This is a genomic window from Veillonella parvula, assembly GCF_018378075.1.
Lineage (GTDB): Bacteria > Bacillota > Negativicutes > Veillonellales > Veillonellaceae > Veillonella > Veillonella parvula_K.
Map to the genome: position 1 here is coordinate 123,337 of NZ_JAGZYE010000002.1, position 14,107 is coordinate 137,443.

15 protein-coding genes are annotated in these 14,107 nt (G+C 37.9%); 12 read left to right on the top strand and 3 right to left on the bottom strand.

The features are described from left to right. Positions 1 to 2: 2 nt before the first annotated feature. The 3 genes from KH286_RS03280 to KH286_RS03290 all read left to right on the top strand — a co-directional run bounded on the left by KH286_RS03280 (position 3) and on the right by KH286_RS03290 (position 2,841). On the top strand, positions 3 to 578 hold the full coding sequence (locus KH286_RS03280) for a TonB-dependent receptor (protein ID WP_118091188.1): 576 nt from the start codon (positions 3 to 5) through the stop codon (positions 576 to 578). A gap of 449 nt (positions 579 to 1,027) precedes the next feature. Continuing rightward, positions 1,028 to 1,564, top strand: a complete 537-nt coding sequence (locus KH286_RS03285; RefSeq protein WP_118091189.1) for a flavin reductase — start codon at positions 1,028 to 1,030, stop codon at positions 1,562 to 1,564. A 35-nt stretch (positions 1,565 to 1,599) separates the two neighbouring features. Then, a complete protein-coding gene (locus tag KH286_RS03290; protein WP_180773332.1) occupies positions 1,600 to 2,841 on the top strand; it encodes a hypothetical protein in 1,242 nt (413 codons plus the stop codon). A 159-nt stretch (positions 2,842 to 3,000) separates the two neighbouring features. Here the strand turns inward: KH286_RS03290 and KH286_RS03295 are convergent, their stop codons facing one another. Then, positions 3,001 to 4,332 (bottom strand): hypothetical protein, encoded by a 1,332-nt coding sequence (locus tag KH286_RS03295; RefSeq protein ID WP_118091190.1) that lies wholly within the window; start codon positions 4,330 to 4,332, stop codon positions 3,001 to 3,003. A 257-nt stretch (positions 4,333 to 4,589) separates the two neighbouring features. Here KH286_RS03295 and KH286_RS03300 point away from each other — a divergent pair, with 257 nt between their 5' ends. The 7 genes from KH286_RS03300 (at position 4,590) to KH286_RS03330 (ending at position 10,115) form a co-directional block, all read left to right on the top strand. Beyond that, positions 4,590 to 5,168: a TonB-dependent receptor gene (locus tag KH286_RS03300; protein WP_118091191.1), complete on the top strand. Its 579-nt coding sequence runs from the start codon at positions 4,590 to 4,592 to the stop codon at positions 5,166 to 5,168. A gap of 376 nt (positions 5,169 to 5,544) precedes the next feature. After that, a complete protein-coding gene (locus tag KH286_RS03305) occupies positions 5,545 to 5,988 on the top strand; it encodes a hypothetical protein (RefSeq protein WP_278617605.1) in 444 nt (147 codons plus the stop codon). Next, positions 5,988 to 6,587 carry a DNA-3-methyladenine glycosylase I gene (locus KH286_RS03310; protein WP_118091193.1) on the top strand — a complete coding sequence of 200 codons (600 nt, stop codon included), beginning with the start codon at positions 5,988 to 5,990 and terminating at the stop codon, positions 6,585 to 6,587. Before KH286_RS03305 ends, KH286_RS03310 begins: the two co-directional genes overlap by 1 nt. Before the next feature lie 450 nt (positions 6,588 to 7,037). Beyond that, positions 7,038 to 7,754 (top strand): DUF554 domain-containing protein, encoded by a 717-nt coding sequence (locus KH286_RS03315; RefSeq protein ID WP_118091194.1) that lies wholly within the window; start codon positions 7,038 to 7,040, stop codon positions 7,752 to 7,754. A gap of 402 nt (positions 7,755 to 8,156) precedes the next feature. Continuing rightward, positions 8,157 to 8,477, top strand: a complete 321-nt coding sequence (locus KH286_RS03320) for a HigA family addiction module antitoxin (RefSeq protein WP_058948305.1) — start codon at positions 8,157 to 8,159, stop codon at positions 8,475 to 8,477. A gap of 86 nt (positions 8,478 to 8,563) precedes the next feature. Next, positions 8,564 to 8,917, top strand: coding sequence for a Spx/MgsR family RNA polymerase-binding regulatory protein (locus KH286_RS03325; RefSeq protein ID WP_005384960.1), 354 nt, complete (start codon positions 8,564 to 8,566; stop codon positions 8,915 to 8,917). Between the two features lie 424 nt (positions 8,918 to 9,341). Continuing rightward, entirely contained in the window at positions 9,342 to 10,115 is a 774-nt protein-coding gene (locus KH286_RS03330) for a hypothetical protein (protein WP_118091195.1), read from the top strand. Positions 10,116 to 10,235: 120 nt separating this feature from the next. On the opposite strand, the gene pgtP is transcribed toward KH286_RS03330, so the two are convergent. Next, the gene (gene pgtP, locus KH286_RS03335) at positions 10,236 to 11,558 is read right to left on the bottom strand and encodes a phosphoglycerate transporter protein PgtP (protein ID WP_118091196.1); all 1,323 of its coding nucleotides are present in this window, start codon (positions 11,556 to 11,558) and stop codon (positions 10,236 to 10,238) included. 514 nt (positions 11,559 to 12,072) lie between these two features. Here pgtP and KH286_RS03340 point away from each other — a divergent pair. Further along, entirely contained in the window at positions 12,073 to 12,387 is a 315-nt protein-coding gene (locus tag KH286_RS03340) for a hypothetical protein (RefSeq protein WP_118091197.1), read from the top strand. A gap of 167 nt (positions 12,388 to 12,554) precedes the next feature. Here KH286_RS03340 and KH286_RS03345 read toward each other — a convergent pair whose 3' ends face one another. Further along, on the bottom strand, positions 12,555 to 13,145 hold the full coding sequence (locus tag KH286_RS03345) for a nitroreductase (RefSeq protein ID WP_024061572.1): 591 nt from the start codon (positions 13,143 to 13,145) through the stop codon (positions 12,555 to 12,557). Between the two features lie 380 nt (positions 13,146 to 13,525). Between KH286_RS03345 and KH286_RS03350 the strand changes: the two genes are divergently transcribed. Continuing rightward, positions 13,526 to 14,044, top strand: a complete 519-nt coding sequence (locus KH286_RS03350) for a MarR family winged helix-turn-helix transcriptional regulator (RefSeq protein WP_004694519.1) — start codon at positions 13,526 to 13,528, stop codon at positions 14,042 to 14,044. The last annotated feature ends 63 nt before the right edge of the window (positions 14,045 to 14,107 follow it).

Below are 14,107 nucleotides of genomic sequence, written 5' to 3' on the forward strand. Positions count from 1 at the left end.
ACATGAAAAGAAAATGCATGATTACGGGGCTTGTTATCGGCCTGCAATTGGTAAGTGGTTATAGTTATGTGACAGATGCAAGTTGGTTGAGCAAAACGTGGGATCGCCTTGAAACAAATGCAGCGAAACAGTCTTACGATTGGCCGAAAGCTGAGCAGTATACTCATTATGCGGGAGGACAACTTGTAGGTGCTAACTTACCAGACGAGGATATGATGGTTCTTGGTGTTTCATTAGGTAATACCTTTGATAGTGTGAAAGCAAGTTTGGGGCAGCCTACTAAAGAAACTAGTAGAGGACTCACCTATGGTGGTGTTACCTTTGGGAGTTTTAAAATGGATGGTGTAGAGTCAGTTGTTACCTATATGATGATCGAGAATCGTGATGCCACAACACATAGAGGCATTGCCGTAGGCGACTCCATGCGAAAAGTCCTTAATGTATACGGTAGACCTGATTTAGTAGACTCTAATAATCGATGGTTTTATGGGAAATATCGCTATCGTACGGATATGATGCATGGCATACAATTTGAACAAAAAGGCGATAAAGTAAGTAAAATTATGATTTATAAATGATTATATTTTTACCATATCTATGAAAAAAGCCGAGCTTTTAATTCATAGAATTAGCTCGGCTTTTATTACTGTATTCATATATTTGTATAATATAATGCTTATTGTATCGCATATTAGTTCGCTATATAATAAGCATAGGATAGTTAGACGAGGTTGGGCCTCTCTTCGTCATCGAAGGGAGGGATAAGCCTATGAGTGATTATGAAATAATCATGCTCTTATTACAGGTGATAACTGTGGTTATTGCTTTTGGAGCTTTAATAGCGCTTATTTGTCTCACAAAAGACAAATAGCCCTTCGTTATCTTAGATGATTCGATAACTGAAAGGCCATTTCTCAAGCTTTTTTGTTTTCAGAGATGAGCCTGACGGTATGACTCGTCTGACTATCTACCTATATTATAGGGGTAAAGATTTATATCGTCAAATTGAGATAAACTGGAGGTTCTTATGAAAGCATTTGAAACAAAGGATTATAAAGCTTTTACCATGTTTGAGAATCGTTGGGCTCTTGTTACGGCTGGAATGCTTGATGATTTTAATACATGTACGGTTAGTTGGGGCAGTATGGGCAACATATGGGGCCCTAATGGTGGCGATATATCCACGGTGACAGTGTACATTCATCCAGCGCGTTATACTCAAGAGTTTATGGCGAAATATGATACCTTTACAGTTAGCTTTTTCTCTGAAAGTTATCGCAAGGCTCTTGGTTATTTAGGTTCTCATTCTGGCCGCGACGAAAATAAGGTGGCAAATTCTGGCCTAACACCAGTTGTGGCAGGCGATGGGGTGACCTTCAAAGAAGCAGATCTAACATTTGTATGTAAAAAACTGTATGAGCATCAATTTGATGAAGCCCACTTAGCAGATAATGTAAAGGAATATTATGCAGCGAATCCATCTATGTATACTCAAGTTGGTAAAGATTGCTGGGAACCACATTATATGTACATCGGAGAAGTAGTTGAGGCTATAGGAGTCTAGTTTTATATAAGATTTATTCATGTTGAGAGAATGATATGATTAAGAGCGTGTTTTTAATAGGTTTTTGTTCACTTGGCTTTATGGTAACGGCACATGCTGCCAATATAGATCTTCCTGGTGGAGATGCCATGGTGTCTGATACTGCTTATGAAAGCTATTCTTATAATAGTGTTGATATGGATCTGGTAGAGGCTCAGTTTAGACGTCACTCAGGCCCTGTGGTAGCACAGACTGTGAAAAATGGGCGTAGGACGGTAGAGCAAGCTAAGGCATATATGGATGGCAATGCCAAGTTTTTAAAGCGCCAAGCTAATCAAAGTACGGTGTTCATCTTTGACGATGGTACACGGCATATTCGCTTTTCTATGCCTTATCCAAGTCTTGAAAGTAAGGCGATTAATGATAACACTAATTCCGTTGTTAATGTCGTAAATGGTATCCCTCAATATTATATTAAAAGTATGAATGCAGATATCGTAGTCGATGTGGATGATAAGACTACCTATACGGATCGTGCCTTCACATATAAAACGGTAAAAAATGGTCAATGGCAGCAGAAGTATGGGATTATGACACGTATCTCTGGAAAAGAAGAGAAAGCTGAGCCGCGTACGAGTACGGGTGTTGAGTTTTCCCTGCCTAGTGATACGAACCATGTGTATCGTGTTAACATCATAAATCGAGGTAATGGCAATCCAGATCATATTAGGTATGCAGAAGGGGCTTTAGCGAATTATGTGATTCCATCGGTAGAGGATACAAAAGTGATAGATCGCTATTCTAATGTTGAGAAATGGGGAAACTTTGAATATCGTGTGCTCAAGAATAGTACGAGAAAAGCCGATTATGAGCCTACCTCCTATGGTGAGGAAACGCGCGTTTATAAGGGGGGCGATATAGTGCAGCTGATTAAGCGCCGTCCGATTTTTTCAAATGATGAAAAACATTTTTATTCAGGTGCTTTTTCTACGATGGATACGATGAGCCGAAAATACCCGTATTCAGTTAATGATAATGCGACCATTTGGCGTAATGGTATGCCTGCATTTAGTGGCAGTGTAAAATTTGATAATGGTATTAATTATACATATTTTACAATCCGTGATGATAAATATGTGTACAGCATTGAAGTTGCTTATAAAGCCAATATGGTGAAGACGTCTTATCATGATATTCGTAATATGGTAGAAATGGCAAAATTGATCAATCATCCGCATAAGCAAGCGTTTCCTGCGTTGGAGTACCTTTGGGAAGCTGATGTTTTTAAACTGCCTTAAAGCTAAACTAATATTTTGTCTATATGTAGATACACTTAGGTATAAAAAGAAATAGAGAGAAATAAAACAGTCAGTATTGTGATTCAGTACTGGCTGTTTATTTACATATCTGATAGTATTAGGTTATTTTTGAACAGTGTTTTAATATGTATCGATTTCCTATGCTTCTGGAAATAGGACATGTTCTTGCATTTTAAAACTAGGATTATTGGTAGAGTCAAAAAACTCAATCATATTTCGTAATTTTTGAACTTCTTCAGCATGTAAAAAACTTGGATAAAAGATGGTATAGGTAAAGCTATAGATCCCATCATAGGAGCTAAAGGTTAGGATATAATCATCTTTATGGGGTTTATAGATATGTGTGGATAGTCCAGGAATATTATTATTCCATATAACGGCATAATTAATATAATCTGATGTTGGGTGGTAATAGTAAATATCCCAGAACGTATTTAAATCAGCTTTAAAGTTGTAATGACCGTTTATAACAAGTTCATGCGCATATGGGTTTTTAGGAATATTGTCAGTAGAAACAAAGAATGTTATATCTCCTTTTTTGTAGTATCTAACATCTTGGTGTTCAGAGGCCTTACTTTCACCTTCGTATATGGCGTCTTTTGGTACGCGGTATTGTACACCGTTTAAGCTTTCTATGCGTGAATATTGATTTAATTCATTTAGGTTTTGTACAGAGGGAAGCACATAATTAGCCAATAATTTATCTGTAGGAACCTTGTTCAGAACGGGGTTGTTATCATAATAGACAAACCCTGCGTGATATAAGGGATGACGCATGTTATAGCCCTTAAATTTAAAATTGATCGTGTCGATGGTGAGCGTTGTTTTTTTACCGTTTTTAAAGTGTGGCATCTTCATGCTATCCCAAGTGCTGTAGGTAACAGTAGGATATGAAAATACAGTGCCCTTTATATCAGAAATCTGTTTGGAGGACTTTCGTTTCGCATTGTCTTGCAAGAAATTACGGACGTCTTTGTCTGTTAGCTTTTCATAAGCTATTTTGGTGTTGCGCCAGTCGTAATCTTTAAAATCTGCGTAGTCAATTTCTAAATTGAGACTTCCATTATTGGTTAAAACTCGATAGTCCTCAATGGTTCGACTTGGATTTTGGTAACGTCCTATATGATAATCACTTTTTATGCCCGCTACTGGGAATGAAAGGCGAATTTGGTTGTATTGATCATGAACGGAAATGACCGTATTATGGTAATTTTGACCGCGATATATAGAGGCTGCTTTAGTATACTCAATTTCGTTTTTATTAATACCGTTAGCCTTGTCCGTTAACTTTAATGTTTTCACATAGTTTGCTACATCCTTTTCAATATCAGGGTTCGTGGTTTGGTAATTTATGTAGGCATCCTTGGAAAACTTAGAATCTGCACCAGGAATATTAACATCGATGGCTCCTATTGGTGATAATATAGTGCTCATGATGAAAGCACACGCTAATAGTGGTAGTTTAGTCATGGTGGTATCTCCCGTTTACATTTCTATATTTATTAGTATTGTAGTAATCTGTAGGTTATGTTATTAAGTATAATTATATAACTAAATGACTATATTTTTAAGTGACATGGAAACGTGTTTTGTTTACATGCTACTACTCCCTATGGGGCATGAGTGTTTTTTTTATAGGTATTGTAGCGTTAGGTTCTGATTTCAGTGTGATTATGTTAATATTAGGTCTATAGGTTATTTGTAGTTTGAGAGGTTAGGAGAGAAACATGAAAACAAAATTTATTGCAATTAGTTTAGGTGTGGCTTTATTATTAGCTAGCAATGTGAGTTCAGTTGCCGATGCTAGTTGGTTAAGTAAAGCCATGGATCGGTTGGAAGCGAGTAATGCTAAGCTTTCACCAACTTGGCCCAAAGCGGAGCAATATCGTCATTATCGGCCAGGGCAAGCTATTGGAGCCCCTTTGCCTGATGAAGATATGAGAATTGCCGGCGTTTCACTAGGTACGTCCTTTGATGCGGTAAAAGCTAGTCTAGGTCAGCCGACGAGTGAGAAACGTGATGAGCTCACTTATGGGGGCATCAAATTTGGACATTCTTTGATGCAAGATAGTCGTCCTATCGTATGGTATATGATTGTCAGCAATCGTGATGCCGTGACTGCCCGTGGCATTGCTGTTGGCGATTCCTTGAAAAAAGTGATGGATATCTATGGGCGTCCTGATTTTATAGACTTTAATAATCGATGGTTCTATGGATATCTACGCTATAACAGTGACAATATTGTAGGTATATTTTTCGAGCACAATGGCAGCAAGGTGACGAAAATTATTATTAGTGACAACTAAACTGCTTTTATTAGTGAAAGTCTTAATACATATATGCAGCCCTTTATCTATTAAAATGGATAAAGGGCTTTTTAGAGTGATAAAATAGAGCGGATGGCTTATATAGTGACTTCTTTTGTTAATCAGTACTATAAATAGTGTAAATTGATAAAATTTTTATAAAATATAATCCCACAAGAACTGCAAAATCTGATATAATATTAATATGAAAATCGATGTATGTAAGGACTAAAAAATGGTGTATATAAAGTGATTTTCTAGCCTAGAAAATCGCTATGTTCTTGGTATTCAGTCGATATAATCGGAATGTTGTATATATGAAATGACTACGCAAATGCGTAGTTTTTATTATTTTTTGTTTGGTGTAGGTAGTCCCATGAGTGTAGTGAAGCCCTTATTATGGCTATTAGAACCGTATATCGTATACAAAGCCTATTTGTGGGGTGCCCGTTTCATGGCACAACCCTTCACGTGGGAAGGCGAATTAGATTGGTTTGCTTTTATGTTAACCCTATTGCTCGTCATTGATGTGGTGGCGTTGCCCTTGGTGATCTTCTATTGCCCTGGTTTGAATCCTGAGGTACGTGTTCCAGACTGGATTCGCCGTTTAGGAACGCCTATTTACACCGTCCATAATTGGCTTGATAGTAAAGTAGGTGGCGACACATCTACGCCGATTATATGGCTTCGTAAAGCCTTGCATTCCTTGCTGTTATTCATTTATTATCTAGTGCCATTTTATGTGGGTGGTCATCTCGTAATGGGCCTCGTAGTAGCGCTCATGTATGACGTCCTCGTATGGGCGCATGGAGGTGTGTGATGACGACTTGTGAATGGCCGACGACGCCTTTATATCAGGATTACCACGATTACGAGTGGGGCCGACCAATTCATGATGACCAACATCAATTTGAACATCTTTGTCTCGAAAGCTTTCAATGTGGCCTCAGCTGGCTTACGGTTTTAATTAAACGAGACATCATTCGAGAATGTTTTGATCATTTTGATATTGATACGGTGGCTGCTTATGGTGAAAGCGATGTCGAACGTATCATGAATACAGAGGGCATGATTAAGTCTCGCTCTAAAATTGAAGCTATGATAAGTAATGCTACTGCTTTTAAACGTATTCAATCTGAATTTGGTTCGTTTTGCAACTATATTTGGGGTTTCACAAATCATAAAACGATTATTTATGAAAACCATCCCGAAGGTCATTTTCCTACAAAGAATGGTCTATCTACGCGGATAAGCAAAGATCTAAAGAAGAGGGGCTTTAAGTTTGTAGGTCCTGTTACAATTTATTCGCATCTACAAGCTAGTGGCCTCATCAATGATCACGGTAAAGACTGCCCTTGCTTTGAAGAGATTAATAAAACAGCAGATATCGTATGGTTACCTGTAGACGATGAAGCGTAAGGGCGATAAGTATAAATTAGTTAACAATAGTTTTTATGCATACTTGTGTTTACATAATTGAATTTGTTGTTATGTGGAATTGGGTGTACACTAAAGTCGATGAGGCGATAGCGACTCATCTCATGTCGGCCCGCTTTATATATAAACACATATACTCTCTCTCTCCTAAGCGGGTCTATCATTAGTTCTCTCTCAACGCTATAAACTATACAGAGCCTCTATCTTTATTGGATAGAGGCTTTTTGCTGTATATAATGCTATAAGAGGAGCAATGCTGTATTAGGGAGACCTATAGCAGTATGAATCAGGCTCTATGTATGGTCCTAAAAAACTTTAATTAATCCAATTTCAACTATATATTTTATACCATATAAATTGATTTATTTCGATATGATTGATATACTGAAGTAAATTGATAGTGTTACTTTCACAATTAAAGAAGGGAAATATATGATTGGTTTGGGAACGGCCATTAACATTGGCCTTATCATAGCTGGCAGCCTATGTGGCCTCGCGTTTGGTCGCTTTATGAAAGAAAATTTAAAGCAGATGCTCATGATTGTGAGCGGTATTATCGTGCTCCTCCTCGGTATGAGCGGGGCCATGCAGTATATGCTCGTCATTGTCAATGGATCTCTACAGACAACGGACCCGCTGTTGATGATTATTAGCATGGTCGTAGGCGCTGTTATTGGCGAAATTATCGACCTTAATCATTGGATTACTGTGTTTGGTGACTGGGTGAAAGCTCGCACTGGCAACGCTGGGGATCCAAAGTTTACGCACGCCTTTATCACGGCATCTTTGACGTTTACCGTAGGTGCTATGGGGGTATTGGGGTCCATTCAAGACGGTCTTACTGGAAATTATCAGACATTACTTTTAAAAGGCATCCTCGACGGCATCATCGTTATGGTTATGGTATCCTCTATGGGGAAAGGGGCGCTGTTCTCCTTTATTCCAGTAGGTATTACGCAATGGCTCATTACGGCTATGGCACATATTGCGGCGCCGTTGATGACATCTAATGCCATCGATAATTTATCCTATGTCGGATCTATTCTAATTTTCTGCGTTGGTATCGACCTCATCTGGCCTGGCAAAGTACGTATTGCAAACCTTTTGCCAACCATCTTTGTGGCAATGGGACTTACATTTTTGCTATAACTAGTATTATAAATAATACATAGATTTTCATAAGAGACCTATATTCTCTCAACCTTTAATATGTATTTTATACATGATACGGTCGAGGATGTAGGTCTTTTTACTTTTTAAAATTAATTTAGTTGAAGTGGGAATTAATGATAGTTTTAATTCAATTATGACGATAGGGTAAATTGATTACATTCCGAAATAGGTGGACAATAGAGTCATCTCAAGTGTAGGAATTAGATGATGTTTTATAGAATCTCTTTATTAAAATTATTTGTAGAATAATTTTAATTCTATGTATAGTTTTTCATCAAGTATATATTATTGAATTATACCTGTTTAACAGGTATAATTGAAAGAGAGATTCTATGATTATCGGATTTGTAGATTATCATTAATAGAGAGGAAATTAATATGGAAAAGTTTATTCCTACACCTACCATTAGTGAAATATTAAAAGAAGAGTTTATGGATCCATTAGGACTATCTGCATATCGATTGGCTAAGGATATACATGTGCCTGTTTCACGGATTCAAGAAATATTGAATGGTACACGATCTATTTCAGCAGATACATCGTTGCGTTTAGCGAAATACTTTGATGTTTCGGAAGGGTATTTCTTGCGTTTACAGATGGATGTTGATTTGCGTACAGCAAAACTTAGTGAGGGGATGGATGAAGTATTATCCTCTATTGCACATTGTGCTTCATTAGAACCCGTAGACTGTCAATAAGAGATTGATAATTTTCGATGTATTTGGTACAATTATCTTAAATTAGTAAGTTGTTATAACATTGAATATTGATATAAGGAGAACCTATGTTATTCGTTGAATATCCTAAATGCACAACATGCAAAAAAGCAAAGAAATTCTTAGATGATCATAACATTAAGTACACAGATCGTGACATCAAGTCCGAAAATCCTACAGCAGAGGAAATTGCTGCTTGGTATCCACAATCTGGCAAGGATTTGAAAGCATTCTTTAATACTTCTGGTATGATTTACCGTGAACAACAATTAAAGGATAAATTGCCGAACCTTAGTGAAGAAGAAAAACTAGCTTTATTAGCATCTAATGGCATGCTTGTAAAACGTCCTATCTTGGTTCTTGAAGACAAAGTACTCGTTGGATTTAAAGAAGCAGAATGGATTGAGGCGTTGAAGCTCTAATTTCATAACCTTGTGTCAAAGCCCCTATCTCTAAAAGCCTCCATAGCGAGCTAAGTCATTTTTAGAGATAGGGGCTTTTCCTTTTATATGAAATTAGGATCTTCAACTAGTGCCTATTAAAATGAGCTCCATAGCGAGCTAAGTCGTTTTTAGGGACTTGTTCTTTCTACGTTTTTAATAAAGAAATTAGAGCTCACAACTAGGACCTTTTACCGGCTAAGCCATTTTTAAAGATAGGGGTTTTCATTTATTAAAAAATTTGATTTGTATATTTCTTTTATGTTTTGTATAATAATTACACCATAGCAATACCCCTATGGGTATTTTAGGCGTTAGCAATATAAGTGTTAATAGTATTATTTATAGAAGTAAAAGGTATTTCCGGATTAAGTAAGGCCGGTATCTCATTTATAGAGAGGTCTATATGAAGTTTTTACAGTCTTTATCAGCGCAGGTGTCTCTGCGCACGCAGGGGGCTATTTTGGCACTCGGCTTATTATTTATCATATTAGATGCGCTTACGGAGCCTATGAACCCAGCTATTGATTTGGCGTGGGTAACGGTCATCATTTGTGGCTTGCCATTGCTCATCAACAGCGTGCAAAGTATTTTGGATCATTTAGAGATTCACGCTAATTTTCTTATCGTGATAGCCATGGTCGCGCTTATTGCGATTGGAGATTATCATACGGCGGCTTATGTAGGTCTCATCGTACATGGTGGCTTTTTCTTAGAGCAGCTTATTACGGGCAATGTGCATTATACATTGGATGATGACATGTTGCCGACCATGCCTACACAGCTTGTAGCCTTGCGTCAGGGCATCAACAATTATTCATCCGTCATCGTTGTGGCCGTTATGTTACTTTCCATGGGTTCCTATGCATTGACACAGAACTTTATGCATACCATTACATTGCTAGTTATTCTTTGTCCATGCTCTTTGGAACTCGTTCTTGTGGCACTCATGATGGGGTCTCTTGTAGATGAAAACTCTCCGACGGCGGGGCTTTCAAAAGAGGCGAAACAATGCCATTTGGGCCTACTCATCGTGTCCATTTTATTCCACGTTGCGATCATCGCTGCTGGCGTGTTAGGATCTATCAATCCTGTAACCGCTGCTGCATTGCACGGCTTGGCGCGACTCGGTCTCGTGTATAATCTGAAAGTATTAAACGGCTCCTTGTGCGTCGCATAAATAATTAAACTCCCCTAGTAATCCTTAGATTACTAGGGGAGTTTTGTATATACAACAGTGAGTTGTACAGTATGTATTTTACATTACGTATTATATAGTACGTATTATACAGTACATATTCTATTGTTGTCCTTTGTCTCCAAGGGTGAGGAGTAGGAAGACGATGGATAGGATACATGCACCAATGAGGGCAATGAAACCACCATCCCAACCGTAGAGGTCAACCATGAGCCCCATGAAAGCACCAGCACCAGCGGAACCAATGAGGTAACCAAGAAGGCCTGTAAGGCCAGTAGCACCACCTGTTGCTACGCGTGGTACCATGTCCGCCGCTTGAAGGCCAATCATCATAACAGGACCGTAGATGAGGAAGCCGATAGCAATGAGTGCTAAGTTATCGATGAGGATATTGCCTGCAGGATTAAACCAGTATACAAGGATCGCTAAGATAACGAATAACATAAAACAAATCGTAGCTGGAGCACGACGGCCGCGGAATACGCGGTCACTTAAGTAACCACTTACAAGCATGCCTGGAATACCAGCCCATTCGTATAAGAAGTAAGCCCAACGGGAACCTTCTTTTGTGAAGCCTTTCACAGCGGTTAAATAGGTCGGTGCCCAGCTAACTACGCCGTAACGGATGAAGTATACAAAGATATTTGCAATCGCAAGATACCATAAGTATTTATTATGCAAAATATATTTGTAGAAGATTTCTTTGAAAGTACTTTTTTCTTCATTTTCTGTATGTGTATGAACTACTTCGTGTTTGTATTCTTCGATAGGAGGTAAGCCACAGGATTGAGGCGTATCTTTCAACAATACAAAGGTAATAATCGCTAACACGATAGAGATAAGAGCAGGGAAGAAGAAGATACTATGCCATGTACCGAATAGGTAGATGCCAAGTGTAGCAAGAGGAGCGATAATACCGCCACCTAGGTTGTGGGAAACGTTCCACCAAGACCACCAAGCACCGCGTTCGGAACGGGAGAACCAAGTTACCATGTTTTTTGCATATGGAGGGTAGCCCATACCTTGGAACCAACCGTTTAATAAGGCAAGAACGCACATTATAGGAATACTGCTCATAACACCTGGTAAGGTGCCGAATAATAACATAACTAAAGCACTAAGCAATAGACCTACTGTGGAGAAGTATTTTGGGTTAGAGCGGTCAGACGCATTACCCATAACAAATTTACTTACACCGTAAGCTACGGATAAGATGGTCATAACTATACCGAGATCCGCTTTAGTGTAGCCGTACTCAGCAATCATGTACGGAACAGCCAAACTAAAGTTTTGGCGGATCAAATAGAATGTAGCATAACCAATAAATGTACCTGCAAAGACTTCGCGACGAAGACGTTTGTAGGTGGAATCGATTTGCGCCTCTGGTAAACGTTCAATATGAGGAGCAGGAGAGAAAATCGACATTGTTACACATCCTTTCTACAACATGTCATTTGTAATAATACCATGTTGGGTATGTAGTCGACTATACTTAATTTTCTATTATAATAAATAGTTATTAGGAAACTGCATTATGGATAGTATTGATTAGGGTGAAATAGTATTGAATAGATTGAGAATCATCAGAATATCTTTTATGTAAAAATCATTAAATTTGCGAATATATATATGAGCAACTGTTCATACATTTGTGTAATGAGGCTATGCATGAATAATATAGCCTCAATAGATCCAGTATCTATCTGTGTTTTTTAATATATATGAATGATTGTACATATTTTGTTATTGACACAAATATACCCATATGGGTATAACATAATCATAAGACATACCCCTATGGGTATGAAAACAATAAAAATGGTAAACAGAACGATACATAACATGTTTGCCCTTAAGGTGTTATATACATGGACGCATGTATATAGACCACAATCAATGTGTACATATCATTATATATAAGCTTTCACAGGAGGTAATTATGGAACGGTGGAGCAAAATAGCAGAATGGTTCGATTTGAATCGTGAAAAGATTACATTAGTAGCCGGCGGTATCGGCGTAGTATTTAGTTTATTAGGTGTTCGTTTAGGCTTGCCCTTCGACTGGGCTTGGTTCACAATAGTATTGTGTGGCCTTCCTATCGTGTGGGGCGCCCTTGTTCACAACGGCGGTAGCCTCCTTGTAGTGGCAAACTCTGCACTATTGTTGCGTTGGGCTTACAAATCTAACCACGTAGTAGATGATGACCATTCCGTTCTTGTGAAAGCAGCTCGTAAACGCGTGTTTGAGGCTTAATGATAGTTCATTATACATATAAGTATGGAGTGTGCATCGATTTGATTACTAAATCGGTAAGCGTTAAAAAATAATATAGTCAATAAAAAGTGCTATCTATTCCTAACGAAACTCAAATAGAGTTGTAGGATAGATAGCGCTTTTGTTTTATATATTCTTAGCCTTGATTAATCAATGTATGTTACAGGATAGCCTTTTGCTTCGATTTCACGGCGGTTAAGGCCATTTGGTAGATCTGGGTAGCCGATAGCGAGGCTAGCGTAGACTTTTTCGTCTTCGCTAAGACCTAGTTCACGCATTTTGGCTTGGATGCGTTCATTATCTTGAAGATGACGGATTTGGTTAACCCAGCAACTGCCAAGGTCGAGTTCATTGCAAGCAAGCATCATGTTTTGCATAGCACAAGATACATCAGCAAAGTTGTTGGCATAGCTTGGTTTACTAGCCAATACGATGAGTACAGGCGCATTATAGTGGAATACAAATTTGCCTTCGGCGGACATCTTAATGATATTCACCATGTAAGGTAAAGTATTTTCTGTAATCGGCATTTTGCCGTATTCTTCTTGAATGAGTGTTACTAGTTCTTGAAGCACATCTTGGTTTGTAATGACCATGAAATGTGTTAATTGTGTATTACCGCCAGATGGAGCGCGGCGCCCAGAATCGAGGACTTGATTGATAAGTTCTCGAGATACTTGATCTGCTTTAAATTTACGTGTACTATGACGAGTTTTGATGCACTCTAAGGTGTTCATATAGGCCTCCTATTATAAGTTAGCTTTGATATAGAATTTCTTTTATTATACTACAAGGAAGGACCTAGTAGGGGGCGTATTTTTACTAAGTCATTTATTAGGAGACGGGCCTGCAACGAAAGAAGATTTCATTGAAAACAGAAGTTATAACTTTCTAATTTAATATCAAATTAATTTATAAATAAAGTAACAACTTTATGGTATGATTTTTACCCATAAATTCTATAGAAGCGCCTAATTCTTAACGAATAAGAAAATAAATATTAATTAATTGACAAATTTAAAAATATCTGTTCAAAGTGGGCTTTTTGCGTTGACTGTTTACCGTAAAATTGTGTACAATTAATTAGTAGATAATTGTGTGCATATGGAGGTAGAATATGGCAGAAATTGGTGTACTTGAAGGGTACAAACATAAAGAAGATGTTCCTGATTCAGAATATTTAAGATTGGAAAATCAATTGAGCTTTCCACTCTATGTAGTGGCAAAGGAAATTGTTAATGCATATCGTAGTCACTTAGATCCTTTAAATTTGACATATACTCAATACATCGTAATGATGGCATTGTGGCAATATGGTGATTTATCCGTTAAGGAATTGGGACAAGTATTGCGCCTTGATTCCGGTACATTAACACCGCTTTTAAAGAAATTAGAAGCCAAAGCATTCTTGAAACGCAAACGCAGTCGTCAAGATGAACGCGTAGTTATGGTAACCCTTACTGATACGGGCAAAGCATTACGTGATGTAGCGGTTCATATACCACGCCGCTTGGCTGAATCGTCAGGTCCTATATTTGACGTAGAAGAGACACGTCAATTGCGTATGTTGCTTAATAAATTGCTAGAAGCAATCGATAACGCAAATGCAAAAACAGCAGAGAACATGAAGGGCTAATTTGATACAACCTCATATGCATATATTCTGTAACTTTGGAAATCTAAAAATTTTATTAAAAAT

Coding starts and splice junctions, on each gene's coding strand:
- KH286_RS03280 (WP_118091188.1), top strand. CDS start 3: ATGAAAAGAAAATGCATGATTACGGGGCTTGTTATCGGCCTGCAATTG.
- KH286_RS03285 (WP_118091189.1), top strand. CDS start 1,028: ATGAAAGCATTTGAAACAAAGGATTATAAAGCTTTTACCATGTTTGAG.
- KH286_RS03290 (WP_180773332.1), top strand. CDS start 1,600: ATGATTAAGAGCGTGTTTTTAATAGGTTTTTGTTCACTTGGCTTTATG.
- KH286_RS03295 (WP_118091190.1), bottom strand. CDS start 4,332: ATGACTAAACTACCACTATTAGCGTGTGCTTTCATCATGAGCACTATA.
- KH286_RS03300 (WP_118091191.1), top strand. CDS start 4,590: ATGAAAACAAAATTTATTGCAATTAGTTTAGGTGTGGCTTTATTATTA.
- KH286_RS03305 (WP_278617605.1), top strand. CDS start 5,545: ATGAGTGTAGTGAAGCCCTTATTATGGCTATTAGAACCGTATATCGTA.
- KH286_RS03310 (WP_118091193.1), top strand. CDS start 5,988: ATGACGACTTGTGAATGGCCGACGACGCCTTTATATCAGGATTACCAC.
- KH286_RS03315 (WP_118091194.1), top strand. CDS start 7,038: ATGATTGGTTTGGGAACGGCCATTAACATTGGCCTTATCATAGCTGGC.
- KH286_RS03320 (WP_058948305.1), top strand. CDS start 8,157: ATGGAAAAGTTTATTCCTACACCTACCATTAGTGAAATATTAAAAGAA.
- KH286_RS03325 (WP_005384960.1), top strand. CDS start 8,564: ATGTTATTCGTTGAATATCCTAAATGCACAACATGCAAAAAAGCAAAG.
- KH286_RS03330 (WP_118091195.1), top strand. CDS start 9,342: ATGAAGTTTTTACAGTCTTTATCAGCGCAGGTGTCTCTGCGCACGCAG.
- pgtP (WP_118091196.1), bottom strand. CDS start 11,558: ATGTCGATTTTCTCTCCTGCTCCTCATATTGAACGTTTACCAGAGGCG.
- KH286_RS03340 (WP_118091197.1), top strand. CDS start 12,073: ATGGAACGGTGGAGCAAAATAGCAGAATGGTTCGATTTGAATCGTGAA.
- KH286_RS03345 (WP_024061572.1), bottom strand. CDS start 13,145: ATGAACACCTTAGAGTGCATCAAAACTCGTCATAGTACACGTAAATTT.
- KH286_RS03350 (WP_004694519.1), top strand. CDS start 13,526: ATGGCAGAAATTGGTGTACTTGAAGGGTACAAACATAAAGAAGATGTT.